The following is a 25777-nucleotide window of genomic DNA, read 5'->3' as shown; positions in this document are numbered from 1 at the left end:
CATGAAGATCCTCATCGTGGACGACTTCTCCACGATGCGCCGCATCATCAAAAACCTCATGCGCGATCTGGGCTTCAATAATTGCTTTGAAGCCGACGATGGCAACACCGCGCTGCCGATGCTGCAAAACGGTGATTTTGACTTCGTGATCACCGACTGGAACATGCCAGGCATGCAGGGGATTGACCTGTTGAAGGCCATTCGTGCTGACGACAACCTCAAACACCTGCCGGTATTGATGGTGACTGCCGAAGCCAAGCGCGAGCAGATCATCACCGCCGCCCAGGCCGGTGTGAACGGTTATGTGGTCAAGCCCTTTACCGCCGCCACGCTAAAAGAAAAGCTCGACAAAATCTTTGAGCGGATGGGGTAAGGACACGCCATGACTGAGCGCCAAAAAACAGGCATTTCCCTGGAGCAGGCCAGAGCGTTGGTGGCCCACCTGGAAGCTGGTCAGGAGCAGCAGGCGGAAGCGGTACTGCGGGAAATGGCCGTCAGTGCCAACACCGAACTGTTTTCCCAGGTCGGTAAACTGACCCGCGAATTGCACGACTCGCTGCTCGAGTTCCAGCAAGACCCGCGTCTTGCCACCCTGGCCACCCAGGACATTCCCGATGCCAAAGACCGTCTGATGCATGTCATCACCATGACCGAGACGGCAGCCAACACCACCATGGATGCCGTGGAGTCTTGCCTGCCTATCGCCGACAAGCTGGTGGACAGCATCGACAGCCTCAACCCTGCCTGGCAGCGGTTGATGGAGCGGGAAATGAAGGTTGGGGAGTTCAAGACTCTGGTTCACGATCTCGACGGCTTTTTGGTCAACTCCAAAAACGAAGCCGACGAACTGCGCGGTGCCTTGACCGAAGTGCTGATGGCCCAAGGCTTTCAAGACCTTACCGGGCAGATCATCCGCCGTGTTATCGAACTGGTCAGGGAAGTGGAAGAGCGTTTGGTGAGCCTGGTAGCCATGTTTGGCGAGCCGAAAATGGCCAACGAGCGCCAAAAATCCAGCACTGAGCCGGAAGGGCCCATTCTTAACCCTGAAGGTAGAGACGACGTAGTCACAGGGCAGGATGACGTAGACGACCTGCTATCGAGTTTGGGTTTCTAAAGGGGCTGAGCAATGAGCTTCGAATTGGATGAAGACATCCTGCAGGACTTCCTGGTTGAGGCCGGAGAGATCCTTGAATTACTCTCCGAGCAGCTGGTGGAGCTGGAAAAACGGCCCCAGGACAGTGATCTGCTCAATGCCATCTTTCGTGGCTTCCACACCGTTAAAGGCGGTGCCGGTTTCCTTGGCCTGTCCAACCTGGTTGATGTCTGCCATGGCGCAGAAAACGTCTTCGACCTGCTTCGAAACCACAAACTGGCGGTAAACGCCGAGTTGATGGACGTGGTGCTGAGCGCTCTGGACACCATCAACGAGATGTTTGCCCTTATCCAGGAACGGGAGATCCCCGGTCCGGCCGATCCCGCGCTTATCGAAGCGCTGCACCGCCTGACCGACCCAGACGCCGCCCCGGCGCCTGCTCCCGAGCCTGAGCCTGAGATTGCTCCCGAGCCCGACGTCAGCCAAGAGGCTGCCGAACCGTCGGTTGCCACCAGCGAAGGCGGCATCGACGATATCACCGACGATGAATTCGAAGCCCTCCTTGACGAGCTGCATGGCAGCAATAAAGGGCCTTCGGCCAAAGCCGCTGTTCCTGAGCCAGCGGCGCCTGCCACACCGGCTGGCGGCAGCGGTGATGACATCACCGACGACGAATTTGAAGCGCTGCTTGACCAATTGCACGGCAAAGGCAAGTTCAGTGGCGCCGTGGAGTCCAACGAACCCGAAGCGCCAAAAGCGCCCGCGGCCGAAGAGGTAAAAGCCCCTGCCGCGGCTGGCGGTGGTGGCGACCTTATCGCCGACGATGAATTTGAAGCGCTGCTCGATGAGCTCCATGGCAAAGGCAAAGGGCCCTCGGTAAACGAACCGGCTGCGCCCAGTGCTGCGGCGCCCAAGGCGGCCGCCCCTAAAGCCGAGCCTGCCAAGGCGGCGCCCGTGCCTGCCTCGCAAGCAGCTCCAGCAGCCGCCGCGCAAAACCACGTTAACCCGCCGGCCGAAACCACGGTGCGGGTCGATACCAAGAAGCTCGATGAGATCATGAACATGGTCGGCGAGCTGGTGTTGGTGCGTAACCGCCTGCTGTCCATCGGCCTTAACGCCGAAGACGAAGAGCTTTCCAAAGCCGTTGCCAACCTCGATGTGGTGACCGGCGACCTGCAAGGCGCGGTGATGCAAACCCGCATGCAGCCCATCAAGAAAGTGTTTGGCCGCTTCCCGAGGGTGGTCCGTGACCTTGCCCGCAGCCTTAAAAAGGACATCAACCTGGAGTTGGTGGGGGAAGAAACCGATCTTGATAAAAACCTGGTAGAGGCCCTTGCCGACCCGCTGGTGCACTTGGTGCGTAACTCGGTGGACCACGGTATCGAGATGCCCGATGTCCGGGTGAAAAGCGGTAAAGCCAAAACCGGTACCATTGTGCTGTCGGCAAGCCAGGAGGGTGACCACATCCTGCTGGCCATCAACGACGACGGCGCTGGCATGGACCCGGAGCGGCTCAAATCCATCGCCGTCGAGCGCGGCGTCATGGACCAGGACGCTGCCAACCGTTTGTCTGACGAAGAAGCGTACAACCTGATTTTTGCTCCGGGCTTCTCCACCAAGAAGGAGATCTCCGACATCTCCGGCCGTGGTGTGGGCATGGACGTGGTGAAAACCAAAATCAGCCAGCTCAACGGCTCCATCCATATCGACTCGGCCAAAGGCGAGGGCACTCGCATCACCATCAAGGTGCCGCTAACCCTGGCGATTTTGCCGACCTTGATGGTGCTGGTGGGCAAACAGACCTTTGCCTTCCCGCTGGCCACCGTCAACGAAATTTTCCACCTGGATTTGTCCCAGACCAATGTTGTTGACGGCCAGTTGACGATAATAGTGCGGGATAGGGCCATACCGCTGTTCTATCTGGACCATTGGCTAGTGCGCGGCTCAAACCGCGAACGACGCCGCGGCCAGGGGCATGTGGTGATCATCCAGCAAGGCACCATGCAGGTTGGCTTTGTGGTCGATGGCCTTATCGGCCAGGAAGAGGTGGTGATCAAGCCGCTTGGCCAGATGCTTCAGGGGACCCCTGGCATGGCCGGCGCTACCATTACCTCTGACGGGGGCATTGCCCTTATTCTGGATGTACCGGCGCTGCTCAAGCGCTATGCCCGCAAGATGTAAAGGGATAACCCTGCTATGCCGATTCGTGTTTTGGTGGTCGATGACTCCAGTTTTTTCCGTCGCCGGGTGTCAGAGATCCTGACCTCCGACAAAGGCGTGGAGGTTATCGACACCGCAATGAACGGTAAGGAAGCCGTTCAAAAAGCAAAAGAGTTGCGCCCGGATGTGATCACCATGGACATCGAGATGCCGGTTATGGACGGTATCTCGGCAGTGCGCGAGATCATGCTGGCCAATCCCACTCCGATTTTGATGTTCTCTTCCCTAACTCACGACGGCGCCAAGGCCACCCTTGACGCGCTGGACGCCGGGGCCTTGGATTTTCTGCCCAAGCGCTTTGAGGACATCGCCAAAGACCGCAACGACGCCGTTGCCACCTTGCTCACGAGGGTCAAAACCCTGGCTAACCGCCGCGGCTTGTCTCTTATCAAGGCGCGCCAGCTGCGAAGCGCAAGCTCGGCGCCGACCATTGCCAAGCCCGAACCCGCGCCTACAAGGCCGGTCAGTGAGCGCCACGATGCACCAGCGCCGCGCCGGCGTCGCAGCATGCCCTACAAGTTGCTGGCTATCGGCTGCTCCACGGGCGGCCCGGTGGCGCTGCAACAAATTCTGACCCGCCTGCCGGGTAACTTCCCGCTGCCCATCGTGCTTATCCAGCATATGCCAGGCACTTTTACCTCGGCTTTTGCCCAGCGCCTTAACGGCCTTTGCCAAATCAATGTCAAAGAAGCGGAAAACGGTGACCGGCTGCTGCCAGGTTCAGCGTATCTTGCCCCAGGCGGCAAGCAGATGCTGGTTGAGGGCTCAGGCTCGGCGATGCGCCTTAAAGTGACCGAAGGCCCAGAATCGCTGGTTTATAAGCCGTCGGTAGACATTACCTTTGCCTCGGCGGCCAAGGTGACGGGTGACGTGCTGGCGGTGATTTTGACCGGTATGGGCGCCGATGGCCGTGATGGCTCTAGGCTACTCAAAGCCCAGGGCGCCACCTTGTTTGCCCAGGACGAAGCCAGCTGCGTGGTGTACGGCATGCCGCAGGCGGTGACCGCCGCCGGCCTCACCGACGAGTCCATCAGTTTGGATCGTATTGCCGGGCGTATTCTGGCCGAGATTGGCCATGGATAGACTGGCGCTGCCAGCCGTGGTGCTGGGAATGGGGATCATCCTTTTAGCCTTGTGGCTGGAAGGGGGTCACCTTGCCAGCCTCCTTAATGGCCCGGCGGTGCTGATTGTGGTGGGCGGCTCCTTTATGGCAACCCTGGTGCAAAGTCCCTGGGGCCGATTTACCCGCTGGCTGTCCCTTTGTCAGTGGCTGGTGACCCCGCCTCGTCAAGATATTGACGCCTTGCTGGATAACTTCCAGCATTGGAGTCAGCAGTGTCGTAACCAGGGCATCTTGGCGCTGGAGTCGGCGTCCGAGTCTTACCCCGAACCTTTTGTGCGTAAAGGCCTGCAACTGTTAGTGGATGGTGCCACCCCCGAGCAGCTTCGGGAAATGCTCGAAAGCGATCTCTACCTGCAACAAGACGGCGATTACAAAGCGGCCGACGTGTTTCAGATGATGGGGGGGTACGCCCCGACCATGGGCATCCTCGGCGCCGTGCTGGGACTTATCCAGGCCATGGGCCAGCTCACCAACCCCGAGGCCCTGGGCGCCGGTATTGCCACAGCCTTTGTGGCCACCATCTACGGCGTCGGCTTTGCCAACCTCATTTTTTTGCCCCTCGGTGGGCGCCTGCATGCCCTGATTGACGGGCGCAGCCGGTACCAGGAAGCCGCCATCGTCGGCTTGATGGCCCTGGGGCTGGGAGAGCACCCGGCCAAGGTGGCTATGAAGCTGCAAAGCTACCAGGGAGGCTGAGGTGTATCGCTACCGGCGCCAGCACAGGGTTAAGCATAAGGACAACAGCGATCGCTGGCTGGTGTCCTATGCCGACTACATGACGCTGATGTTCGCGCTGTTTGTGGTGCTCTACGCCTTTGTGCTGCTGGAAAAAGACGAATTCAAAGAAGTGGTTTCCAACCTCGAAAGCGCGGTGCAGCGGGTGGCTAAACCGTATCCGAAAAGCACCGAGAGCGGCGCTGCTGCCCAAGGGGGCGGCCAAACCCTGCTGCCCGATGGCGCCGGCCTGCTAGATGGCGGCCAACAGCTTAAAGAAGCGGGGCAGGGCAAGGTGGCGGCCGATGACGGCCTGTTAGCCAGCGAGCCCCAGCAAGTAGCCGGTAAGCCGCTAAAAGAACTGGCCAATGAGCTCAGCAAAGCCCTGGAGGGTGACGCCAACCTCGGCGGCGCCAAACTCAAGCTGGGTGAAGATTGGCTGACCTTAGAACTGCCAGACAGCCTGCTTTTCTCAAGGGCTAGCGCCACCTTGCAGAAACCGGCACGAGACTTGCTTTCGTCTTTGGCGCCGGCCTTGAGGTCGGCCAACAATTACATTCGGGTTCGAGGTTATACCGACAGCACCCCCATCAGTGATGCCATTTTTGCATCCAATTGGGAGCTGTCGGCAGCAAGGGCAGCGGCGGTACTGCGCCAACTGGTAGCTGATGGTGTTGAAGCGCCGCGTCTGGCCTTGGAAGGCTATGGCGCTTACGGCGACCAGCCCCAGACCGACCAGGCAGACCGGCGCCGGGTGGTGCTGGCGTTGTCGGTTTACGGCTGGCAAAAGCCACAGCCATTGCCGTCCAAGCCGATGCCCGGTGAGCCCGAGATCAAAGAGGTAGCCTTGCCGGGGGGCGGTGTTCGTTATACCACCCGGGAAGATAACTGAGGCGATGAGAACAGCGTGAATATCTGGACTGTTGCGAACCAGAAAGGCGGGGTGGGCAAAACCACCACCACCGTTACCCTTGGCGCCTTGTTGGCGGCCCGGGGCGAGCAAGTGCTGCTGATTGACATGGACCCTCATGCCTCTTTGACCAGCTATTTCAATCGCACCCAGGAAAACCTGGATGCCACCTTGTTTGACTTGATGTCCAGCCAGCAATTGACCCCGGCCCTTATCGACAAAGCCACCTTGGAAGTGGGCCATAACCTCTTTTTGTGGCCGGCGGCCATGGAGCTTGCCACTCTCGACCGTCAACTGGGTAGCCGCGAAGGCTTGGGCCTTTTGTTAAAGCAGCTGCTGGAAAAGCTCGATGGCCTATACGCCCACGTGCTTATCGACTGCCCGCCGGTGCTGGGGGTGTTGATGGTCAATGCTCTGGCTGCCTGCCAGCGGGTGCTGGTGCCGGTACAAACCGAGTTTTTGGCTATCAAGGGCTTAGAGCGGATGCTCCGTACCCTGTCGATGATGGAAAAATCCCTCAAAGGCAAGCGCCAGGTCACTATCGTGCCTACCATGTTTGACAAGCGTACCCGTGCCTCCCTGGAAGCCCTTAAGGAATTGCACCAGGAATATGGCGGCAACGTCTGGCAAGGCATGGTGCCGGTGGATACCAAGTTTCGTGATGCCAGCCGCGAGCATGTGCCGCTGCCGGTGCTTTCGCCCCTGGCAAGGGGGGTACAGGCCTATGAAAAACTGCTCGAGTCTCTGCTGCCGCTGGAGGTGAGTGCATGAGCCTGATGGACGACTACTTCGCCGCGCTGTTGGCCGAGCCTTCGCCGCCAGAGCCTGCCAAGAGCGAGCCCAAGGTGCAGGTCAAAGCCGAAGAAAAGGCCCCGGCCAAACCCTTTGCCGAGCGCCCGGCGCCGGCAAGCGAAGACAAGGCGACCCTCAATAAGCTGTTGGCACAGGTTCGAGCGGCCCAAGAAGAACTGGCTGTGCCCAAGGTTGAAGCCAAGGTGGCCGAGCCTCCCGCTAAAGCACCGCCCGCGCCAGTTGCGGCGCCGGTAAAACCGCAGGTAGAGGCGCCGGTTGATGTGCCGGTAGCCATGGAGCAAAAAGGCGCCGAGCCGCCGCCCCCTGAAGCGCCGGTGGACGCCGTGGTGCGGGAAGGGGACTTTCAGGTACTGCTTTTTGACGTAGCGGGGCTTGAGCTTGCGGTGCCGCTGGATAAACTGGGCGGCATCCACCAGATAGGCGAGGTGAGCCCGCTTTTTGGCAAGCCCGATTGGTTTAAAGGGCTGATGCTGCACCGCGATCAAAAAATGCGGGTGGTGGATACGGCCCGTTGGGTGATGCCCGACAAAACAAAAAATCAAGAAAATGCCGAAAACTACCGATATCTAGTGATGTTGGGGGACAGTCCATGGGGGCTGGCCTGTTATAGCCTGGTTCGCACCGAACGTATCGACAGTAGCTCGGTTCGCTGGCGCCAGGGCGGCAGCAAAAGGCCTTGGTTGGCCGGTATGGTCAAAGAACGTATGTGTGCCTTGCTTGACGTTGATGCCCTGCTGGGCATGCTCGACAAGGGCCTGGGTGGTCTGGATCTGGAAGAGAATAAGGGTAAAGCATGAGCAACAAGCAAAAGCTGGCGAAAGTGGCACAAGCTAACGACGAAGTCCTGCAGTGGGTAACCTTCCAGCTGGATAACGAAACCTACGGCATCAACGTAATGCAGGTGCAGGAAGTACTGCGTTACACCGAAATCGCGCCGGTTCCCGGTGCGCCCGACTATGTGCTGGGCATCATCAACCTGCGTGGCAACGTGGTTACGGTCATTGATACCCGCGCCCGTTTCGGCCTGGCGTCTTCTGAGGTCAGCGAACAATCACGGATTGTCATCATCGAGGCCGAGAAAGAAGTCATCGGTATTCTGGTGGACGCCGTGGCTGAGGTGGTTTACCTCAAGCGCTCCGAAATCGAGGTGGCGCCCAATGTCGGCACCGAAGAGAGCGCCAAGTTTATCCAGGGCGTGTCCAACCGCGACGGCGAGCTGTTGATCCTGGTGGATCTCAACAAAATGCTCACCGACGAGGAGTGGGAAGAGATAATGAATCTGTGATGAGCCTGGTTACCTTTCTCGAAACGCTGCTGTTATTGCTGGTGGTGGCGGTCATCGTGTTGATGTACCGCCGTCAAACGGTACTTGTCGGCCGTATTGACGACTTGGAGCGCCAGCTTCAAGACCGGGAAAACCTGCTCCATGAGATCCACTCAGGCGCCCTAGGCATGGGCCAACGGCTGTTGAGCCTGGCGGCAGACGTAGAGCGGATGCAAGGCGCCCAGGACGAGCTGAAAAGTGTCGACCCGCAAAGTAAGCTCTACAGCCGCGCCGCCAAAATGGTGGCTCTTGGCGCCGATATCGACGAGCTGATGCGCGAATGCGAACTGCCCCGCGCCGAGGCCGAACTCCTCTTTAATCTGCACAAAAAGCCCTAACCCCGAGCCCGCACCCCGCCATCTGGGGTGCGCCAATAATCGGGTTCCTTGCCCATCAGCAGCCAGGCATAGGCAATAAGCTCCGCCACGATAAGGTACAGCTCCGGCGGTATTCCCTGGCCTTGCTCAAGGCGCATCAGGCTCTCGGTAAGCGCTGCGTCTTCATGAAGCAGCAGGCCCTTTTCCCTGGCCATCTCGATAACCGCTTTTGCTTCTTCGCCGGTGAGTTTGAAGTCCAGCTTCGGCGGCTGGCTACCGTCGTAGGACAAGCCAATGGCTTTGGTTTCTTTTGGGTCGCTCATTTCACACCAATTCGTTGATACCGCCGACCGGCGGAATAAGCTTGGCCGGTACCTTGCCCTGAAAGCTCATCAGCTGCGGGGCGAGTTCTAAGTCGGCAAGGCGCTTGGCAAGCCTTGGCAGGGTGTCGTCTACCCGCTGCTTTAAAGCCGGGGTGTCGGCATAAAAGCGTACGCTCTGCACCCCGGCTTTTACCAGCAAGCGGCCAAGGCCTGGCAATGGAAAGAGCAGGGTCAACACAGCTTCGCTTTCCTGATTGCGTTTTTGCTCTTTGGGGTTGGGCCAGGCAAGCTCCAGCCAATCCTGGGCAAAGGGCAGGGGCAGCGCCCAAAAAAGGGTGTCCTGGCGGGATTGGAACTGCGCTTGCTCCAATTTGCCAAGGCCATCTGAAAGGAGCTGCTTTTGCCCTTCATCAAGGCTTTGCAGCAAGACCTTCAACGGCGCCGGCAGGGAAATGTCTTTGCTTTGCAAACGCGCACCGAGGGCGGCCAGCAACCACTGGCGAACCATGGGCGCCTTACCGTCGGCCGGATTGAGCAAGCTGGTCAGAAGTTGTGGCAACTGGCTGGTTAAAAGCGCCGGTAATACCCGGCTTAAGGCGCCGGCATCCGGGGCCGGGAGGGTCAAGCCAAGGGCGAGGCGCGCCATGTCTGGAGCGCTGCTGAGTAGGGCCGCGCTCATGGCTTTGGCCGGGGCCGATGGTGGCGTGGTCGCTGCCTGTTGTGCTCTGATGCCAACAGGAGGCAAATTTGTCGGTACTTTCATAAGGTTGTCTTTGCACTGCCTAGCCACTTTAGGTCAGTATGCTATCATCGCGACAGCTTTGACAGTCGGATGACCCTGGTGAGCTATCCCCTTATTTCTGTTGAAAATTTATCCTGCATTCGCGAAGAACGCACCCTGTTTGCCAGTCTCTCGTTTGATCTTGAGGCTGGCGAGCTTATTCAGGTAGAAGGCCCCAATGGCGCAGGCAAAAGCAGCCTGCTGGCCATTGTTGCCGGTCTTGGGGATAGCGCGACGGGAAAGGTGTGTTATCTGAACCAAGCCATTGGCGAGGTTCGGGCACAATACCATCAGGATTTGCTGTTTATTGGTCACCACAGTGGCATCAACACCGTGCTCACCCCCCTTGAAAATCTCGCTTTTTATGCCCGGATCCAACCCTGCCAGCCGCTGGACCACTGGCAGGTGCTAGATACGGTGGGCCTTTTTGGCTTTGAGGACGTGCCGGTGGGGCAATTGTCCGCTGGCCAGCAGCGGCGAGTGGCACTGGCCAGGTTGTGGTTGAGCCGCGCCCGAGTCTGGGTGCTTGACGAGCCCTTTACTGCCATCGACAAAAAAGGTGTGGCGGCGCTGGAGCAGCGGCTTTGGCAACACTGCCAGCAAGGTGGCGCGGTACTGATGACCAGCCATCAGGATTTGGCCAAACCACCGAGCCAACGATTGCTACTTGAGGCGGTCTCTTGACGAGTCTTTTTATCAGCCTTATTCGCCGCGACCTGGCCATTGCTTTTCGGCGCAAGGCCGATGTGCTCAACCCCCTTATCTTTTATCTGCTGGTAATAACACTGTTTCCCCTGGGATTGGGACCGGAGCCGCAACTGATGGCAAGATTGGCGCCCGGTATCATCTGGGTGTCGGTGCTGCTCTCGGCGCTGCTGTCTTTTGAACGGTTATTTAAAGACGACTTGGCCGATGGCAGCTTGCAGCAAATGATGCTTATGTCGCTGCCCTTGCCGCTGGTGGCGCTAGCCAAAGTGATAGCCCATTGGCTGCTGACCGCGCTGCCGCTGGTGTTGCTATCGCCCCTGGCGGCGCTGCTATTGAACCTCGATGGCGCCGGTTGGCTGGCGCTGGTGTTAACCCTGCTGGCAGGCTCGCCGGCCTTGAGCCTGGTGGGAGCGGTTGGGGTGGCACTGACTGTAGGCCTGAAGCGCGGCGGTATTCTACTTAGCCTACTGGTGCTGCCGCTTTATATCCCGGTGCTTATTTTTGCCACCGGCAGCCTCGAAGCGGCAGCCCTTGGTTTGAGCTACAGCGGCCAGTTGGCGCTGCTGGCCGCCTTTAGTCTGGGGGCTTTAACCCTTTGTCCTTTTGCCATCGCCTCGGCGCTGAAAATCAGTATTAACGGATAGGAATGGCCATGTGGAACTGGTTACACCCCTACGCTAAACCCGAACGCGCCTACTGGCTGTGCCGGCGCCTGGCGCCTTGGTTCTTCTGGCCAAGCCTCTTTGTGTTGCTGGTTGGCACGGTGTGGGGCCTGGCCTTTGCGCCCCCCGATTACCAGCAAGGCAACAGTTTTCGCATCATCTATATCCATGTACCCACTGCCATGCTTGGCATGGGGGGGTACCTGGCCATGGCTATCGCCGCTTTTGTCGGTATTGTCTGGCAGCAGCGCCTGGCTGATGTCACGGTGCAGGCTGTTGCCCCTATCGGTGCCGTCTTTACTTTTTTGTCGCTCTTTACCGGGGCGGTGTGGGGCAAGCCGACCTGGGGCACTTGGTGGGTGTGGGATGCGCGGCTAACGTCACAACTTATCTTATTGTTCCTGTACTTGGGTGTGATCGCCTTATATGGTGCCTTCAACGACAAGAAGACCGCTGGCCGGGCCGCAGGGATTTTGGCGCTGGTCGGTGTGATCAACCTGCCCATCATTCATTATTCGGTCCAGTGGTGGAACACGCTTCACCAGGGGGCCACCATCAGTAAGTTCTCCCGGCCTTCCATGGACGACAGTATGCTCTGGCCGCTGCTGATTAACCTGTTGGGTTTTGCCTTGTTGCTGACGGCGCTGTCGGTAAAACGGATGGCGACCCTCATTCTCAGCATGGAAGCCCGCCGGCCTTGGGTTGTCACACTGTTGGAGGGCCGCTGATGTATTTTCATAGCCTGAAGGATTTTCTGGCTCAGGGCACCCATGGCTTTTTTGTCTGGCTCGCCTATGGGGTGACCTTTGTCACCTTGATTGGGCTCATTATCTTGCTGTGGCAACAGGAACGCAGGTTGCTGTCATACCTTAAAAAACGCCATGCCCGCCAACAACGCCAAGCGCAAAGAAACAAAGAGGTGAGCGGTAATGAATCCTCGTCGTAAAACCCGGCTAATCGTAGCGGGGGCGGTGCTGCTGGGCCTGGCAGCCACCGCTGGCATGGTGCTCTATGCCCTGAGCCAGAACATTGATTTGTTCTTCACGCCAGGCGAGGTGGAAAGCGGCAAGGACGGTATCAAGCCGCATCCTGGCCAGCGCCTTCGCATTGGTGGCTTGGTGGTGCCGGGCACCGTCAAGCGAGATGATAAAACCCTGGATGTCCGTTTCGAGCTGACCGACAACAGCGGCTACCGGGTCACTGTATTGTATTCGGGCATCCTGCCTGACTTGTTTCGTGAAGGGCAGGGCATAGTGGCCCAGGGCACCTTTACCGATACCGGAGCGGTGCGGGCCAGTGAAGTGCTGGCCAAACACGACGAGAAATACATGCCCCCTGAAGTTTCAGAAGCGGCCATCAACATGCATAAGCGAGGGGTCAATGGTTCCTGAACTTGGCCACTTTGCGCTGATACTGGCGCTGGGTTTATCGCTACTGTCTTGTGTGTATCCGCTGTGGGGCGCCTATAAAGGGCACCTTCGGCTGATGAGCCTGGCCCGGCCTTTGGCCCTAGGCCAGTTTGTGCTGGTAGCCTTTAGCTTTGGCGCTCTGGTCTACGCCTTTATCAGCAACGATTTTAGCGTGGCCTACGTGGCGGCTCATTCAAATACCCAATTGCCTTTGGCCTATCGTATCAGTGCTACCTGGGGCGCCCATGAGGGCTCTTTGCTGCTGTGGGTGCTTATCCTCACCGGCTGGGCCGGCGCAGTGGCGCTTTTTTCAAAGCCGTTGCCGCTGCCAGCGGTAGCGCGGGTGTTGTCGGTGATGGGCATGATAGCCACCGGCTTTTTGCTTTTTATCCTCTTCACCTCCGACCCTTTCAGCCGCAGCTTACCTTTCTACCCGGTTGACGGCGCCGACCTTAACCCGTTGCTGCAAGACCCGGGGCTGGTGGTACACCCCCCCATGCTGTACATGGGTTATGTGGGGTTCTCGGTCGCCTTTGCCTTTGCCATTGCTGCTCTTTTGTCCGGCAAGCTCGACACTGCCTGGGCCCGCTGGTCTCGGCCTTGGACGGCGGCTGCCTGGTTGTTTTTAACCATCGGTATCACCCTTGGCTCCTGGTGGGCCTATTACGAGCTGGGCTGGGGCGGTTGGTGGTTCTGGGATCCGGTCGAAAACGCCTCCTTCATGCCCTGGCTGGCCGGTACGGCGCTACTGCACTCACTGGCGGTTGCCGAGAAGCGCGGGGTATTTAAGGCCTGGACCGTACTGCTGGCCATTGCTGCCTTCTCCTTAAGCCTGATGGGCACCTTCCTGGTGCGCTCCGGGGTGCTGGTTTCGGTGCATGCCTTTGCCTCCGACCCGGCACGGGGCCTTTTTATCCTGGCCTTTTTGGTGATTGTGATTGGCGGCAGCTTAACCCTCTACGCCTTTCGCGCCGCCCAGGTGCACAGCCAAGGCAGTTTTACCCTGCTGAGCCGCGAGAGCCTGCTGCTTAGCAATAATGTCTTTTTGACCACCGCCTGCCTGGTGGTACTGGTGGGCACCTTGATGCCGCTGGTGCACAAAGAGCTAGGGCTGGGCTCCATCTCGGTAGGGGCGCCCTTTTTTAACAGCCTCTTTACCTGGCTGTTTATACCTTTTGCCTTTGCCATGGGGGCTGGCCCGCTGGCGCGCTGGAAAAAAGAACCCGCCAATAAACTTATCAAAAGGCTGGTGCTGGCCTTTGGTATCAGCCTGGTACTGGGCGTGCTGCTGCCGCCGCTTATCACCGGCCAGGCCAAGGGTTATGCGATGCTGGGCTTGGTGCTGGCCTTCTTTGTGCTGGTCAGCACGTTGCAAGAAGTGCACCTGCGTACCGGCAATAAAGGCAACCTATGGCAAGGGCTCCGGGTACTTAACCGCAGCCACTGGGCCATGGTGCTTGGCCATGTGGGGCTGGCGGTCACGGTGATTGGCATCGCCCTTACCACCAGCTACTCCCAAGAGCAGGATATTCGCCTTAAAACCGGCCAAAGCTATACCCTGGCTGGCTACGCCTTTCATTTTGACGGTATTGAGCCGGTAGCAGGCTCTAATTATCAAGGCTACGGCGGCCATTTTACGGTTACCCGTGACGGTAAGCTGGAGGCCACACTCAACCCTCAAAAGCGCTTTTACACCGTGGCCCGTTCGGTGATGACCGAAGCTGGTATCGATTGGGGGCTAAGCCGCGACCTATACATTGCCCTTGGCGAGCAGCTTGATGACGGCGCCTGGGCCATCCGGGTTCATGTTAAGCCTTTTGTTCGCTGGATCTGGGGAGGCGGCATTCTGATGGCTCTGGCCGGCGTGTTGATGGTATCTGACCGGCGTTATCGCTTTGCCAGGTTGCAGGAGGCCAAGGCATGAAGAAGTTATGGCTGTTGCTGCCGCTGGCCTGTTTTTTGGTGTTGGCCGTGTTTTTGTACCGAGGGCTTTATTCCAACCCAAGGGAGTTAAACTCGGTACTGGTGGGTAAAGCGGTGCCCGACTTTCAAAAAGTCGACCTCTTTGACGATAACAAGCATTATGACCAAAAGCTGCTGGCCACCGGCCAGCCGGTACTGCTGAACGTTTGGGCCACCTGGTGCCCCACCTGCTATGCCGAACACCAGTTTCTCAACACCCTGGCTCGCCAGGGGGTGAGAATAGTGGGGGTTAACTACAAGGACGAGCGCAACGCCGCCGTTGATTGGTTGAGCCGCTTGGGTAACCCTTATGAAGAGGTGCTTTTTGACCCCAAAGGGCAGTTGGGGTTGGATCTTGGGGTGTATGGAGCACCCGAGACCTTTCTTATCGACGGGCAGGGCGTTATTCGCTACCGCCATGTCGGGGATGTGAACGACAGGGTCTGGAATCAGACCCTTAAACCTATCTACAACGGACTGAAGCCATGATGCGAACGCTGCTGTATATATTGCTGCTTCCAGTAGCATTTTATTGCGTTGCCGCCACTGCGGCCGTGGATGCCTATACCTTTACCGATCCGGCCAAGGAAACTCAGTTCAAGGAATTGATCAAAGAGCTGCGTTGCCCTAAATGCCAGAATCAGGATATTGCCGATTCCGATGCCGAGCTTGCCAAGGATCTGCGGGAAAAGGTCTACGAGATGACCGAGCAGGGCAAGAGCCGCAAGGAAATCATCAGCTATATGAAGGCCCGCTACGGGGACTTCATCCACTATCAGCCGCCGCTGCGCCTTGACACCATTGTGTTGTGGCTGGCTCCCATTTTGGTGCTGATAGCCGGCCTTATCTTTATCTTTGTTCGCGCCAGCCGTGAACAGGCCTCTCCCCTCAATGAAGAAGAAGCCCGGCGATTGTCTGAGCTGCTTAATGAGAAGGAACAACATTGATGCTGTGGCTTGGCCTGAGTATGGCTTTGATGCTGCTGCTGGCCATCGCCGTGGTGTTGGTGCCTTACCTTTCACAGCAGGGGCCTGAGCAGCGTCAGTTAAACCTGGCGTTGTACAAGGACCGCCGCCTTGAGCTGACCGGTGAGCTTGAGCAAGGGTTGGTTGACCCAAGCCGTTTTAACGAACTGGACAGTGAGCTCAAACGCAGCCTGCTAGACGATGCCGAGCAGCACCAGGGAACAGGCAAGGCGCTGGGCTGGCAAGTATTGCTGCCCGGCGTGCTGTTGATGGTGGCGCTGAGCGCAGCGCTTTACTGGCGTTTTGGCGCCTGGCAGCAACTTAGCCACTGGCAAGAGGTGATGACCGAGCTGCCAAGCCTGGCCCAGAAAGCGCTGCGGCCAGAGCCTGGCCAAAATCTTACCCCGCAGCAGATGCAGGATTTGGCCCTTGGGATCCGCACCCGCCTTAGCCAGCAGGACGACACTAATGCCTGGGTTTTCCTTGGTCGGGTGGGGTTTGCACTGGGCCAAAAGGAGCTGTCTGTTGATGCCTACCAAAAAGCGCTGGTAAGCGAGCCGGCCAATAGCTCGGCGCTTCTGGGGCTCGCCCAGGTTGAATTGCTTGATGGCGATAAGGCCGGCCTTGAAACGGCAAACAATGCCCTCAAGCGCTTATTGGCCGCCGATCCGGCCAATCACGACGCACTGTTGCTGCAAGGCTTTGTCGCTTATCAAAAGCAAGATTATAATCAGGCGCTTAGCCTCTGGCAGAAGCTAGACAACGCGCTGCCTGAGGGTGATCCGCGCAAGGCAATGGTGGCGGCAAGAGTGAGCGATGCTCGCAGTAAGCTGCAAGGCGCAGGGCACCGGTTATTGGTCAAGATTGATGTGGCGACCGAGCGCAAGGCAAACTTGCCGCCCTCGGCAACACTCTTTGTCTACGCCAAGGCGCCTCAAGGGGGTCCTCCTTTGGCAGCGGTTAGGCTACCTTTATCAAGATTGCCTACCGAAGTGGCGTTGTCGGACGCCACCTCGATGATCCCAGGGCGCAGCCTGGCGGACGCCAGCAGCTATCTGGTGGGAGCGAGGATCAGTCAAAGTGGTGTGGTGGGCCAGCAACAAGCCGGGGATCTCAGCGGTGAAATCGGGCCGGTGGATAGTTCCGAAAAGCAAGTCAGCTTGATTCTAAAATAAAAGGACGAAATAAATGCGGTGGTTGTTACCCCTTTGTGTTGCTTTCCTTGCCGGTTGTGCCAGCAAGCCCATGGTGCTGCCAGATGCCAAGGCGCCGACCCTGGCCACTGCCAACGACCGGGACCCCATTGAGAGCTTCAACCGGGAAATGTGGAAGTTCAACTGGGATGTGCTGGACCCGAACGTTGCCCGCCCGGTAACCGTTGCCTATACCAAACACGTGCCAACGCCAGTACAAACCGGCCTGCTGAACTTCGCACAAAACCTCTCTGAGCCGTCCAGCGCCCTTAACCAGTTTTTAGAATTCAAGTTCGCCCGCAGCGGCAAAACCATTGGCCGCTTCCTGCTCAACACCACGTTTGGTCTGCTGGGTTTTATCGACGTTGCTACCATGGCGGGTATTGATAAGGAAGAAACCAAGTTTGGCCAGGTAATGGGTTATTACGGCGTGTCATCCGGCCCCTACCTGATGCTGCCGGTACTTGGCCCCAGCACACCTCGGGACGAAGTGGGCGGCCTGGTGGATTATCTTTATCCCCCGCTGGCGGTGCTTAACTTCACCGAAAAGGCCATCCGCTGGGGCATTGAGGGTATCGATACCCGAGCCAAGCTTATCCCTCAGGAAGGGCTTATTAATCAAAGTGTCGACCCGTACGCCTTCATTCGTGAAGCCTACTTCCAAAAATCCTATTACGACACTTATGGCCAAGCGATGCCGCAGCCGGCTGATGACTTCGATCTTGACCAGTACCTGGACGAAGATGACAGCACCGAGCCACCGGCTCCGAGCAAAACCAAAGAATAAAAAGGGCCCTTCGGGGCCTTTTTTAATGGGCAAGTTTAAGTATTGAAGTCTTGGGTCCGCTTTGTAGATGGTGTAGGTTGCAAATAGGCAGTTTTTATTTTTTATTTTTTGCAATTGCACAAAACTAATAATCTCCTGACTAAATTGACAGCTGAACCCTTCTGAACAAGGGTTAAAAGGTCGCGGCGTAGAGAGGTTGGCGTAATTCCCATGGCAAGAGAGCGTATTTTGGTGGTCGATGATGAGCCTGTATTTTTAAAGCTCATTACCGCTTTTCTTCGCCGGCTGGACTTTGACGTGCTGGATGCCCTTAGCCTGCGTTCTGCTCTGGATACTCTGGCCCAGGAGACGGTGGATCTGGTGCTCTGCGATCTGCAATTGGGTGATGGCAGTGGCATGACGGTGCTAAAAGAGGTGAGAGACCACCACCTCGACCTGCCGGTGGTGATGATCTCCGGCACCGCCCAGATGGACGATGTCACCACCGCGCTTAGGTTAGGGGCAACCGATGTACTGCTCAAACCCATTAACGAGCTAGCCATGGTGGAGTATGCGGTGGAATCGGCGCTGGAGCGCTATCGGTTGCAGCAGGAGAACCGGCGGCTTACCGAGGAGCTAGAAGCGGCTAACGTCGAGCTGCAACTTAACCTTCGGCTTCTGGAAGAAAGCAAACTGGCCGGCCGGGAAGTGCAGCAACAGCTTTTTCCTGAAACCCTCATTCGCTGGCACGAAATCACCCTTCGTTATCAACTCTTTACCGCCAGTGAAATTGCTGACCAATTTGTCGATTACGTGGCGTTAGACGACCGCTACCTTGCCGCTATCATTGGCCGTTTCTCCCATGCTGGCAGCAACAGCGCCTTCTTATCAGTTGTTGTTAAAACGCTTTTTAATCAGCCGCTTAAGCAGTACCGGCCTGGTGAGCCCTCGGTGTTGTTAAACCCCGGCGCCTTCCTTGATTACCTCAATATCGAGCTGTTAAAAAGCCAGCTTGAACAGCCGGTGCGCGCCTTTTATCTGGTTATCGACAGAGAGAAGCATCAGCTGCACTACGCCAACGCCGGTTACCAACCCGGCCCGGTATTATCTGGCGAGCCTCTACAGGACGGCCAGGCGCCCCTTGGCATGTTCGAGTGGAGCCGCTACCAGGAGCATATCGAGCCCTTTGTGGCCAATACCCAGCTGCTGATGGCTAACCGCCCTTTGGAGTGGAACTGGCCGCTAGACCCTCGCCAGGCACTCTCTGAACAACTGGCGTTGCCCGAAGAAGGCGGGCGAGATGACGACCTGCTGCTTTTGGGCGTTTTTCACCAAGTGTGGCGGTGATCCGCGCTCTATCTGCAAAGCCTTAATTGGGCAGCTACACTCAAAAAGCCTGTGTATCGGCCTGTTTATCGCCTATACCCGCTGGATTGAGGACTTTCGATGGTAAGGACGCCTGCCTTGGGTGACACTGCCCCCGCTGCGTTAGAGCGTGTACTGCAACTGTGCACAAGCTGCCTTGGGGTTGAACGAGTGGGGGTGACCTGCCAACGGCGCCGGTGCAGCTGGTATTTCCCATCAGACCCTACCGAACAACTGCTACCTCTAGTCCGCCACACCAAAACCCAATACCTTGCCAACGGCACCCTGCACCTTATTCCGCTAACCGACGCCAACAACGTGATTGCCACCCTTGGGATATGGCATCAGGGCGAAGCGCTGCCGCCCGGTGTTGAAGAGGTGGCGGCGTTGGTTACCGAAGAGCTGAAAATGCGCGACCTTATTGGCCAGATGCCATTGCAGCAGGTCAAACTCAAGGACAGCCCGGTGGTGATAGTGATGTGGGAGGCAAACCCGGCTTTGCCGGTGTGTTTTATCAGCGACAACGCGCAGTCGTTGCTGGGCATTGATGTGATGGCAGTGCGCGCCGGGGCGGCTCGCTTTGAAGACTGGCTTGACGAAGATGATGTCAAAGCCTTCTTACGGCTGCTAAATGCCCATGCCCGGGGCGCCAGGCAATCAGAGCTTGATTACCGCCTCAAAGGGCAGAATGGCAAGGTGCACTGGGTGCGCCAGCACAGCGTTGTGCAATACGACATCAATGGCAATGTCACCGCCATTTACGGCTTTTTGTTAGAGCAAACTCATCGCAAGCAACTTGAGCTGCAAATCAAAGCCACCCGCGACCGCCTGTCCATGGTGATGGACGCCTCGGGAATGGGGGTGGCCGACTGGGATCTGGCTCAGGACCAACTGCTGATGAGCCCGCAATGTGTGGCGATGCTCGGGGTCGGGCGCGAAGAGCTGGAGCCGTGCCTGCATTCCTGGCAGCAGTTTATCCACCCGGCAGACATCAACAATGTCGACGAATCCTTGAAAAAACACCTGACTGGCCTTAGCGCAGATTTTCATTGTGAATACCGTATCTTGCTGCATAACGGCGAGGTGCGCTGGCTGGAATCGCACGGTCGGGTGGTGGAGTTTGGCAGTGATGGGCAGCCTCTTCGCATGTTGTTTATGCACCAGGACATCAGCGCCCGCAAATATCAGGAGAAAGCCAGGGAGCGCCAGCAGTCCTTGCTCAACCTCATTCACCAGGCTCAGTCCATCTTTTTGGAAGAACAAGACTTGGCGGCCGCCTGTGAAAGTATCTTTGAGCCTTTATTAGCCCTTGCCGAAAGCCAGTTTGGCTTTATCAGCGAGGTGCACTACAGCGAAGAGGCCAAGCCCTTCATGCGGGTGAAAACCATCTCTGACATTAGCTGGGACGCTCCCAGCCGCGCCCTTTATAAAAAGCACGTCCAAAACGGCCTAGAGTTTCACAACATGGAAACCCTCTTTGGCCAGGTGATCCTCACCGCCAAAGCGGTGATCTCCAATAACGTGCGCCGCGATCCAAACTCTGGCGGCACGCCCAAGGGCCACCCGCCTTTGGATTCGTTCTTGGGGCTGCCGATTTGCTATCAGGGGGAGCTTTTAGGCTTAGTGGGGCTTGCCAACCGCTCTGAAGGGTACAGCGAGGATGAGATAACCTTCCTTAACCCCCTTATCGATACCCTCGGCATGTTGATGCACGCTCGCTTGGTAGAAAAAGCCCGCTGCGAAGCCGAAGCCGAATTGGCGCTGCTGGCCAGTACCGACACCCTCACCGGGCTTCTAAACCGCCGCGCCTTCATCCGGGCTTTGAACGAAGTCATCGCCGAGCACCAACCTTACACCCTGGTGCTGATGGACTTAGACCACTTCAAGCAAATCAATGACACCTACGGCCACAGCACGGGTGACAAGGTATTGCAGCATTTTGCGCAGTTACTTCGCCAACATGCTAAATCCACCGATGTGTTGGCACGCATTGGAGGTGAGGAGTTCGTCTGGTTATTGGAGGGTAAAGACGGCATGGCCAACTATCCGTTACTTGAGGCCCTGCGCCTGGCGGTAGCGCAGCAGCCCTTCATACAAGACGGCAAGGCCGTTACTTTGACTGTGAGTCTGGGCAGCACCTTTTTGGTGGGGGCCGACGACAATGGCGATGAAGCCCTCAACCGGGCCGATGCCGCACTTTACCAAGCTAAACGCCAAGGGCGAAACTGCCTGGTTGCCGCATGAAAAAGGGGCCTGTCGGCCCCTTGATTGTTAACGCACCAGATGTAAAAAGTGCATGTGTTTCTCGTACTGATCCAGCACGTCGCTGACCACCTGCTCCTTGGTGTAGCCATAGATGTCGTAACCTTGGCCCCCTTCACGCAGATAAACTTCTGCCCGAAAATGCTTAGCCTCGTCCTTCTCTGTAAAGTTGAACTCCGGAAAGGCAAAGGTGGGGGCGGTGTAGCCGCGGGTACGCACCTCGTAGATGAAGTCGATTTCTTCGCCGTGAGACACCACCATGCTCACCCTATCTTCGGGCTCTTGCTTGACGGTTACCTCCATACCGGTGTCACGCAGCTCCTGGGCTACCGACTCGAGCACCGGCTTTACGGTTTCACCGATAAAGGCTTTAACCTCACTGCGCTTGGGCCAGGACACAATGCGCTGCAGCCGGGTCTTCCAGGTGTAGGGGTTTTTAGCGGTGGCTGGCGCTGGCGCCCTTGGGGTGGTAACGGCATGGCGAAGACTAAGCTGCTTGACGCCTTCAATGCGCAGTGCCTTCCATAGGGCGTAACACATCACCAGCATCACCACCGCAAAGGGCAGGGCAGAGGCGATAGACAAGGTCTGCAAGGCTTTGAGGCCATCTGAGCCACCTGCCACCAGCAGTGCGATGGCAACGGCGCCCTCGGTCAATGCCCAGAAGATCCGCTGCCATACAGGCGGCTCTTCACGGCCACCTGAGGTGATCATGTCGATGACCAGTGAGCCCGAGTCTGAGGAGGTGACAAAGAAGGTAACCACCAACAAAGTTGCCAGCAGCGACATTACCCCTGACCAAGGCAATTCTTTGAGAAACTTGAAGATGGCGGTGGAAGTATCGTCCTCCACTGCCTGGCCGATGCTGTCGATGCCTTGGGTGAGCATCATATGGATGGCGGTGTCGCCAAAGAAGGTCATCCACATGAAAGTAAAGCCAACTGGCACGCAAAGCACCCCAATCACAAACTCGCGAATGGTGCGGCCACGGGATACCCGGGCGATAAACATGCCAACAAAGGGCGACCAGGCTATCCACCAACCCCAGTAGAAGAGGGTCCAGCCGCCAATCCAGCTGTGGTCAGGCTTGTAGGCGTAAAGATTGAAAGTCTTATCGACGATATCGGACAGATAAGCCCCGGTGTTTTGCACCAAAGTCTGCAGCAAGAACACGGTAGGGCCGGCCAGCAGTACAAACAGCAATAGGGCAACGGCCAGCAGCAGGTTTAGCTCAGACAGGCGGCGGATACCGCCATCAAGCCCCACCACCACCGAGATAGTGGCCAGCAGGGTAATGCCGCAGATCAGCAGTATTTGTACTGTCAGATCGGTCGGTACATCAAACATATAATGCAGGCCGGCATTGACCTGCATTACCCCAAGGCCAAGAGATGTTGCCACCCCGAACATGGTGCCCAGCACGGCAAAGATGTCGACGGCGTGGCCGATGGGGCCGTGAATGCGCTCGCCAAGAATAGGGTAGAGGGCTGAGCGAATGGTCAGCGGCAGGCCATGGCGAAAACTGAAATAAGCCAGCGACAACGCCACCACTGCATAAATGGCCCAGGCGTGAATGCCCCAGTGGAAGAAGGTGATACGCATGGCCTCACGGGCCGACTCAATGGTTTGCCCCTCGCCAACCGGTGGGCTGACAAAGTGCATCACCGGTTCGGCGACACCAAAAAAAAGCAATCCAATGCCCATGCCGGCCGAGAACAGCATGGCAAACCAGGAGCCGTAGCTGAAATCCGGGTCAATATGGTCTGGCCCCAGCTTTATCTTGCCGTAGCTGCTGAACGCCAGCCCCACCACAAAGAACAGGAAGATGGCCACCGACAGAATGTAGAACCAACCAGTGTTGGTGATTATCCAGTTTTGCAAGTTGCCAAAGGCGGTTCCTGCGGTATCCGGGGCGAGCACTGCAAACAGCACCACGGCAAAGATGATAAGAGCCGAGCCAAAAAAAACCGGCGGATTCAGTTGATGGCTAATGGAATTTTCCTTGTCAGTCATATAAGGCGTCTTCTTTTTTAGGCTTTGCCTTAGTCTAAAGGGCTTTTGCGTGAGTCTCAAAGACACTTGGTTTGTTACAGTGCAATTGATTGTGTAAGGAGGGAGCTAAATGCTGCTGAAGGAAGGTATAGCAATAAAAAAGCCCCGCGTTGCGGGGCTTTGGAAGGTTAGTGCTGTTTTCGGAGCGCTTCGTGGTCGCCGACCACGTTCAGCTCTTCGTTGAGCGCCGCTTCAGTGGTATCGGCGCTGAACTTCTCGGCGCCATGCATCCACAGCACCAGTTTGCCGGAGATAAACCACAGGATGATGGCAAACAAGCAAAGGAAGATGGCGATGGAGCCGAAGATAGCCAGGATACCAGCGTCTTCGGCGCGGATCCCAAGGTTGGCTGCAAAGTGGCGCACCGACTCGTACTCACCGGCCTGCTCGGAGAAGGCGCCGATAAGGCCGCCAAGGAGCTGGGCCAGCGCCGGCATCAGGAACCAAATCCCCATCACCAGGGAGGCCAGGCGCATCGGCGCCAGCTTGGTCATCAGCGACAGGCCAACCGGCGAGATGCACAGCTCACCCAGGGTGTGGAACATGTAAGCCAGTACCAGCCAGATCATTGAGGCTTTGGCATCACCGGTAGTCTGCATCTGGAAGATACCGGCAACCAGGAAGCCAAAACCGATGGCGGTCATGAACAGACCCACCACAATCTTGATTGGCGCGTCAGGGTTCTTGTCGATTTTGTTGAGTTTCACCCAAAGGATGGAGAACACCGGCGCGAAGATCAGGATGAACATCGCGTTTAGTGACTGGAACCAGCCTGCCGGCACTTCCGAGTTGCCAATCATGCGGTCGGTTTTATCCTGGGCAAAGATATTCATCAGGCCGCCAGCCTGCTCAAAGGCCAGCCAGAACATCACCACGAAGATAAAGAGGGTAAGGATAACCCGCAGCCTGTCCAACTCGACCTTGGTCAGTGGCTGCTTCTTACCGCCGGCAGCGTCCAAAGAGCGCTTGGCACCGGCAACTACCCCGACATCCCCTAGGAAGCGCTGAGCAAAAAACAGTTGGATAACAACAGACAGTGCCATGCCGATACCGGCAGCTAGATAGCCGTAGCGCCAGCCCCAGGCCGGATCTTCACCCAAGGTGGAGCAAATAAGTGGGGCGATAAAGGCACCGAGGTTAATCCCCATGTAAAAAATGGAGAAAGCCGAGTCGCGGCGGGCATCGCCTTGCTCGTAAAGGTCACCCACCATGGTGGAGATGTTGGGTTTGAAGAAACCGTTACCGATGATGAGGATGCCAAGGCCCACATAAAACAGGCTCAAGCTATGAGGGGTTGCGGCGAACAGGACAAACTGTGCAACCGACATCAAGGCCCCGCCCAAAATAACGGCGCGGCGCTGGCCAATAAAGGTATCTGCCAGCCAACCGCCGAAAATGGGGGTCAGGTAAACCAGTGAGGTGTAGTAGGCATAAAGTTTTAGGGCTTCGGCAGTCGTCATGCCAAAACCGGGGTTTGCTGCATCAGTAGCTGCCACCATGGTCAGCACCAGCAGGGCGCGCATTCCGTAGTAGGAAAACCGTTCCCACATCTCTGTAGTAAAGAGGAGGAAAAGGCCCTTAGGGTGGCCCAGGAAGGTCCCCTGTGGGATCTGTTGACTCATTGATTGAACTCCCGTCCTTCGATGGTTCAGTTATAGTTTTGTTAGTTTGACGGCTTCTTATACCGATAGGCCCTGAAAAAGACAATAAAAGGGCGTTGTAGTTGTGATGTGGTGCGATGTAGAGCCAATTCGCGTAGAGTGCGCCAAGGGCATTAGACTGTTGGTTGTCTTGTAGGCAAACAAGTTTCACGGTTATTGCAACTTGTTAAGTCTGGGGTAGACTACCTGTCTATTGCGACATAGGAATTGTCCAGAGAGGTTCTGTGTTAGGTTGGTATCTGGTTTATTGCCGCGCAAAGCAGGAAGCGCGTGCCAAGACAAACCTCAATAATCAAGGCTTTGAGACCTACCTTCCTCGGGTGCTCAGCGAAAAAATCAGCCGTGGTAAGCGCCAGCTTGCCGAGACGGTGCTGTTCCCCAACTACCTCTTTGTACACCTTGACCCTGAAGGTGGCGATTTCTATAAAGTCCGCTCTACCCGTGGCGTTAGCGGCTTTGTGCGCAGTGGCGACAAACCGGCCCAGATCCCGTCGAAACTGATAAAAACCTTGGCTTTGAACGAAGAGCGCCTCGAGCTGGCAGGGGTCTTTGATGAAGGCTTTAAGCCTGGGCAGCGGCTACGGCTGTTGAACGGCCCGTTCAAAGGCTTGAGCGCGGTTTACACCATGAATGAAGGCCAAGAGCGCATCAAAGTGATGGTTGAGATCCTTAACAGCCAATCGCCGTTGTCTATTTCCTTAAAAGACGTTGAACGATTGTAAAGAGAGACTTGTCTTAAGGCTGCTTATCTGGCTTGCTGAGAGTGCTTTTTTAGCGGTTGACCTCTAATTTGCTACGAGTTTGAGCTTTATAGAGAAAAGTGCAATTTTTCGCCTAAAGTGGATGCAGCTCAAAGAAACGTACATCCAATAACATTTAATGTAAAAAACTGTTTTTTATCATTAGGTTAGGGTTTCTTTTTCGGGTTTAAATTGTAGGTGCTTGCTGGTAATCTAGAGGCTGTTAAGGAATGTAGGCGATCTTGTTAGTTTCATCGCTTCCCGAGACTAAAAAAGCGTCAGAATGAGCAAGTGGTAAATAGAAAATGTTGGTGCTTTTGCAGTTATCTTCATGATTTTTATATTATTAATCACCCTGATGTGAGAGTCCGCATTCAGGGTGTTGTCGTTTGTAGGTTCAGGGCCTTTTAGGCT

27 protein-coding genes are annotated in these 25777 nt (G+C 56.8%); 23 read left to right on the top strand and 4 right to left on the bottom strand.

Annotation, left to right across the window (positions count from 1 at the left end; translation table 11 throughout):
- Position 1 precedes the first annotated feature (1 nt).
- Genes cheY through EDC28_RS15735 form a run of 10 tightly spaced genes read left to right on the top strand, consistent with a single transcriptional unit; the run spans position 2 to position 8535 of the window.
- Positions 2 to 373, top strand: coding sequence for a chemotaxis response regulator CheY (gene cheY, locus EDC28_RS15780; protein ID WP_417357653.1), 372 nt, complete (start codon positions 2 to 4; stop codon positions 371 to 373).
- A 9-nt stretch (positions 374 to 382) separates the two neighbouring features.
- Entirely contained in the window at positions 383 to 1114 is a 732-nt protein-coding gene (locus tag EDC28_RS15775; RefSeq protein ID WP_123422266.1) for a protein phosphatase CheZ, read from the top strand.
- Between the two features lie 12 nt (positions 1115 to 1126).
- Positions 1127 to 3274 (top strand): chemotaxis protein CheA, encoded by a 2148-nt coding sequence (locus EDC28_RS15770; protein WP_050660328.1) that lies wholly within the window; start codon positions 1127 to 1129, stop codon positions 3272 to 3274.
- A gap of 15 nt (positions 3275 to 3289) precedes the next feature.
- Positions 3290 to 4396: a protein-glutamate methylesterase/protein-glutamine glutaminase gene (locus EDC28_RS15765; RefSeq protein ID WP_123422265.1), complete on the top strand. Its 1107-nt coding sequence runs from the start codon at positions 3290 to 3292 to the stop codon at positions 4394 to 4396.
- Positions 4389 to 5132 (top strand): flagellar motor protein, encoded by a 744-nt coding sequence (locus EDC28_RS15760; RefSeq protein WP_050660330.1) that lies wholly within the window; start codon positions 4389 to 4391, stop codon positions 5130 to 5132. The genes EDC28_RS15765 and EDC28_RS15760 overlap by 8 nt, the downstream gene beginning before the upstream one ends.
- A 1-nt stretch (position 5133) precedes the next feature.
- Positions 5134 to 6042 (top strand): OmpA family protein, encoded by a 909-nt coding sequence (locus tag EDC28_RS15755; RefSeq protein WP_123422264.1) that lies wholly within the window; start codon positions 5134 to 5136, stop codon positions 6040 to 6042.
- A gap of 15 nt (positions 6043 to 6057) precedes the next feature.
- On the top strand, positions 6058 to 6831 hold the full coding sequence (locus EDC28_RS15750; protein ID WP_050660332.1) for a ParA family protein: 774 nt from the start codon (positions 6058 to 6060) through the stop codon (positions 6829 to 6831).
- Entirely contained in the window at positions 6828 to 7670 is an 843-nt protein-coding gene (locus EDC28_RS15745) for a chemotaxis protein CheW (protein WP_123422263.1), read from the top strand. The genes EDC28_RS15750 and EDC28_RS15745 overlap by 4 nt, the downstream gene beginning before the upstream one ends.
- Positions 7667 to 8158, top strand: a complete 492-nt coding sequence (locus tag EDC28_RS15740; RefSeq protein ID WP_050660334.1) for a chemotaxis protein CheW — start codon at positions 7667 to 7669, stop codon at positions 8156 to 8158. Before EDC28_RS15745 ends, EDC28_RS15740 begins: the two co-directional genes overlap by 4 nt.
- Positions 8158 to 8535, top strand: coding sequence for a DUF2802 domain-containing protein (locus EDC28_RS15735; RefSeq protein WP_123422262.1), 378 nt, complete (start codon positions 8158 to 8160; stop codon positions 8533 to 8535). The genes EDC28_RS15740 and EDC28_RS15735 overlap by 1 nt, the downstream gene beginning before the upstream one ends.
- On the opposite strand, the gene EDC28_RS15730 is transcribed toward EDC28_RS15735, so the two are convergent.
- Together EDC28_RS15730 and EDC28_RS15725 are read right to left on the bottom strand one after the other, a co-directional pair.
- Positions 8532 to 8837: an EscU/YscU/HrcU family type III secretion system export apparatus switch protein gene (locus tag EDC28_RS15730; protein WP_050660336.1), complete on the bottom strand. Its 306-nt coding sequence runs from the start codon at positions 8835 to 8837 to the stop codon at positions 8532 to 8534. The genes EDC28_RS15735 and EDC28_RS15730 overlap by 4 nt on opposite strands.
- A 1-nt stretch (position 8838) precedes the next feature.
- Positions 8839 to 9516: a flagellar hook-length control protein FliK gene (locus EDC28_RS15725; RefSeq protein WP_123422261.1), complete on the bottom strand. Its 678-nt coding sequence runs from the start codon at positions 9514 to 9516 to the stop codon at positions 8839 to 8841.
- A gap of 153 nt (positions 9517 to 9669) precedes the next feature.
- Here EDC28_RS15725 and ccmA point away from each other — a divergent pair, with 153 nt between their 5' ends.
- From ccmA to EDC28_RS15665, 12 genes are all read left to right on the top strand, one after another.
- Positions 9670 to 10302, top strand: coding sequence for a cytochrome c biogenesis heme-transporting ATPase CcmA (ccmA, locus tag EDC28_RS15720; RefSeq protein ID WP_050660338.1), 633 nt, complete (start codon positions 9670 to 9672; stop codon positions 10300 to 10302).
- The gene (gene ccmB / locus EDC28_RS15715; RefSeq protein WP_050660339.1) at positions 10299 to 10970 is read left to right on the top strand and encodes a heme exporter protein CcmB; all 672 of its coding nucleotides are present in this window, start codon (positions 10299 to 10301) and stop codon (positions 10968 to 10970) included. Before ccmA ends, ccmB begins: the two co-directional genes overlap by 4 nt.
- 8 nt (positions 10971 to 10978) lie before the next feature.
- Positions 10979 to 11716 carry a heme ABC transporter permease gene (locus EDC28_RS15710; protein WP_123422328.1) on the top strand — a complete coding sequence of 246 codons (738 nt, stop codon included), beginning with the start codon at positions 10979 to 10981 and terminating at the stop codon, positions 11714 to 11716.
- Positions 11716 to 11934: a heme exporter protein CcmD gene (ccmD, locus tag EDC28_RS15705; RefSeq protein ID WP_123422260.1), complete on the top strand. Its 219-nt coding sequence runs from the start codon at positions 11716 to 11718 to the stop codon at positions 11932 to 11934. Before EDC28_RS15710 ends, ccmD begins: the two co-directional genes overlap by 1 nt.
- The gene (gene ccmE, locus EDC28_RS15700) at positions 11918 to 12379 is read left to right on the top strand and encodes a cytochrome c maturation protein CcmE (RefSeq protein WP_050660342.1); all 462 of its coding nucleotides are present in this window, start codon (positions 11918 to 11920) and stop codon (positions 12377 to 12379) included. Before ccmD ends, ccmE begins: the two co-directional genes overlap by 17 nt.
- Positions 12369 to 14321 (top strand): heme lyase CcmF/NrfE family subunit, encoded by a 1953-nt coding sequence (locus EDC28_RS15695; RefSeq protein WP_123422259.1) that lies wholly within the window; start codon positions 12369 to 12371, stop codon positions 14319 to 14321. The genes ccmE and EDC28_RS15695 overlap by 11 nt, the downstream gene beginning before the upstream one ends.
- The gene (locus EDC28_RS15690) at positions 14318 to 14848 is read left to right on the top strand and encodes a DsbE family thiol:disulfide interchange protein (protein ID WP_050660344.1); all 531 of its coding nucleotides are present in this window, start codon (positions 14318 to 14320) and stop codon (positions 14846 to 14848) included. Before EDC28_RS15695 ends, EDC28_RS15690 begins: the two co-directional genes overlap by 4 nt.
- Complete coding sequence (locus tag EDC28_RS15685) at positions 14848 to 15306, top strand: cytochrome c-type biogenesis protein (RefSeq protein WP_050660369.1); 459 nt, start codon at positions 14848 to 14850, stop codon at positions 15304 to 15306. Before EDC28_RS15690 ends, EDC28_RS15685 begins: the two co-directional genes overlap by 1 nt.
- Positions 15306 to 16499, top strand: coding sequence for a c-type cytochrome biogenesis protein CcmI (ccmI, locus tag EDC28_RS15680; RefSeq protein ID WP_123422258.1), 1194 nt, complete (start codon positions 15306 to 15308; stop codon positions 16497 to 16499). Before EDC28_RS15685 ends, ccmI begins: the two co-directional genes overlap by 1 nt.
- A 13-nt stretch (positions 16500 to 16512) precedes the next feature.
- Positions 16513 to 17304: an MlaA family lipoprotein gene (locus EDC28_RS15675; RefSeq protein ID WP_050660346.1), complete on the top strand. Its 792-nt coding sequence runs from the start codon at positions 16513 to 16515 to the stop codon at positions 17302 to 17304.
- Positions 17305 to 17514: 210 nt separating this feature from the next.
- Positions 17515 to 18630 carry a response regulator gene (locus tag EDC28_RS15670; protein ID WP_050660347.1) on the top strand — a complete coding sequence of 372 codons (1116 nt, stop codon included), beginning with the start codon at positions 17515 to 17517 and terminating at the stop codon, positions 18628 to 18630.
- Positions 18631 to 18825: 195 nt separating this feature from the next.
- Complete coding sequence (locus EDC28_RS15665) at positions 18826 to 20892, top strand: sensor domain-containing diguanylate cyclase (RefSeq protein WP_211355746.1); 2067 nt, start codon at positions 18826 to 18828, stop codon at positions 20890 to 20892.
- Positions 20893 to 20919: 27 nt separating this feature from the next.
- Here EDC28_RS15665 and EDC28_RS15660 read toward each other — a convergent pair whose 3' ends face one another.
- Both EDC28_RS15660 and EDC28_RS15655 read right to left on the bottom strand, forming a co-directional pair.
- On the bottom strand, positions 20920 to 22923 hold the full coding sequence (locus EDC28_RS15660) for a BCCT family transporter (RefSeq protein ID WP_123422256.1): 2004 nt from the start codon (positions 22921 to 22923) through the stop codon (positions 20920 to 20922).
- 167 nt (positions 22924 to 23090) lie between these two features.
- Positions 23091 to 24584, bottom strand: a complete 1494-nt coding sequence (locus tag EDC28_RS15655) for a peptide MFS transporter (RefSeq protein ID WP_123422255.1) — start codon at positions 24582 to 24584, stop codon at positions 23091 to 23093.
- 263 nt (positions 24585 to 24847) lie between these two features.
- On the opposite strand from EDC28_RS15655, the gene rfaH reads away from it, so the two are divergent.
- Entirely contained in the window at positions 24848 to 25345 is a 498-nt protein-coding gene (gene rfaH / locus EDC28_RS15650; RefSeq protein WP_170164146.1) for a transcription/translation regulatory transformer protein RfaH, read from the top strand.
- The last annotated feature ends 432 nt before the right edge of the window (positions 25346 to 25777 follow it).

Source organism: Gallaecimonas pentaromativorans, assembly GCF_003751625.1.
GTDB classification, from domain to species: Bacteria; Pseudomonadota; Gammaproteobacteria; order Enterobacterales; family Gallaecimonadaceae; genus Gallaecimonas; species Gallaecimonas pentaromativorans.
This window is presented reverse-complemented; position numbering and strand designations above follow the sequence as displayed.

Bases quoted from the DNA above. Each gene is read 5' to 3' on its own strand.
- cheY (WP_417357653.1), top strand. From the start codon at position 2: ATGAAGATCCTCATCGTGGACGACTTCTCCACGATGCGCCGCATCATC.
- EDC28_RS15775 (WP_123422266.1), top strand. From the start codon at position 383: ATGACTGAGCGCCAAAAAACAGGCATTTCCCTGGAGCAGGCCAGAGCG.
- EDC28_RS15770 (WP_050660328.1), top strand. From the start codon at position 1,127: ATGAGCTTCGAATTGGATGAAGACATCCTGCAGGACTTCCTGGTTGAG.
- EDC28_RS15765 (WP_123422265.1), top strand. From the start codon at position 3,290: ATGCCGATTCGTGTTTTGGTGGTCGATGACTCCAGTTTTTTCCGTCGC.
- EDC28_RS15760 (WP_050660330.1), top strand. From the start codon at position 4,389: ATGGATAGACTGGCGCTGCCAGCCGTGGTGCTGGGAATGGGGATCATC.
- EDC28_RS15745 (WP_123422263.1), top strand. From the start codon at position 6,828: ATGAGCCTGATGGACGACTACTTCGCCGCGCTGTTGGCCGAGCCTTCG.
- EDC28_RS15740 (WP_050660334.1), top strand. From the start codon at position 7,667: ATGAGCAACAAGCAAAAGCTGGCGAAAGTGGCACAAGCTAACGACGAA.
- EDC28_RS15735 (WP_123422262.1), top strand. From the start codon at position 8,158: ATGAGCCTGGTTACCTTTCTCGAAACGCTGCTGTTATTGCTGGTGGTG.
- EDC28_RS15730 (WP_050660336.1), bottom strand. From the start codon at position 8,837: ATGAGCGACCCAAAAGAAACCAAAGCCATTGGCTTGTCCTACGACGGT.
- EDC28_RS15725 (WP_123422261.1), bottom strand. From the start codon at position 9,516: ATGAGCGCGGCCCTACTCAGCAGCGCTCCAGACATGGCGCGCCTCGCC.
- ccmA (WP_050660338.1), top strand. From the start codon at position 9,670: ATGACCCTGGTGAGCTATCCCCTTATTTCTGTTGAAAATTTATCCTGC.
- EDC28_RS15710 (WP_123422328.1), top strand. From the start codon at position 10,979: ATGTGGAACTGGTTACACCCCTACGCTAAACCCGAACGCGCCTACTGG.
- ccmD (WP_123422260.1), top strand. From the start codon at position 11,716: ATGTATTTTCATAGCCTGAAGGATTTTCTGGCTCAGGGCACCCATGGC.
- ccmE (WP_050660342.1), top strand. From the start codon at position 11,918: ATGAATCCTCGTCGTAAAACCCGGCTAATCGTAGCGGGGGCGGTGCTG.
- EDC28_RS15695 (WP_123422259.1), top strand. From the start codon at position 12,369: ATGGTTCCTGAACTTGGCCACTTTGCGCTGATACTGGCGCTGGGTTTA.
- EDC28_RS15690 (WP_050660344.1), top strand. From the start codon at position 14,318: ATGAAGAAGTTATGGCTGTTGCTGCCGCTGGCCTGTTTTTTGGTGTTG.
- EDC28_RS15685 (WP_050660369.1), top strand. From the start codon at position 14,848: ATGCGAACGCTGCTGTATATATTGCTGCTTCCAGTAGCATTTTATTGC.
- ccmI (WP_123422258.1), top strand. From the start codon at position 15,306: ATGCTGTGGCTTGGCCTGAGTATGGCTTTGATGCTGCTGCTGGCCATC.
- EDC28_RS15675 (WP_050660346.1), top strand. From the start codon at position 16,513: ATGCGGTGGTTGTTACCCCTTTGTGTTGCTTTCCTTGCCGGTTGTGCC.
- EDC28_RS15670 (WP_050660347.1), top strand. From the start codon at position 17,515: ATGGCAAGAGAGCGTATTTTGGTGGTCGATGATGAGCCTGTATTTTTA.
- EDC28_RS15660 (WP_123422256.1), bottom strand. From the start codon at position 22,923: ATGACTGACAAGGAAAATTCCATTAGCCATCAACTGAATCCGCCGGTT.
- EDC28_RS15655 (WP_123422255.1), bottom strand. From the start codon at position 24,584: ATGAGTCAACAGATCCCACAGGGGACCTTCCTGGGCCACCCTAAGGGC.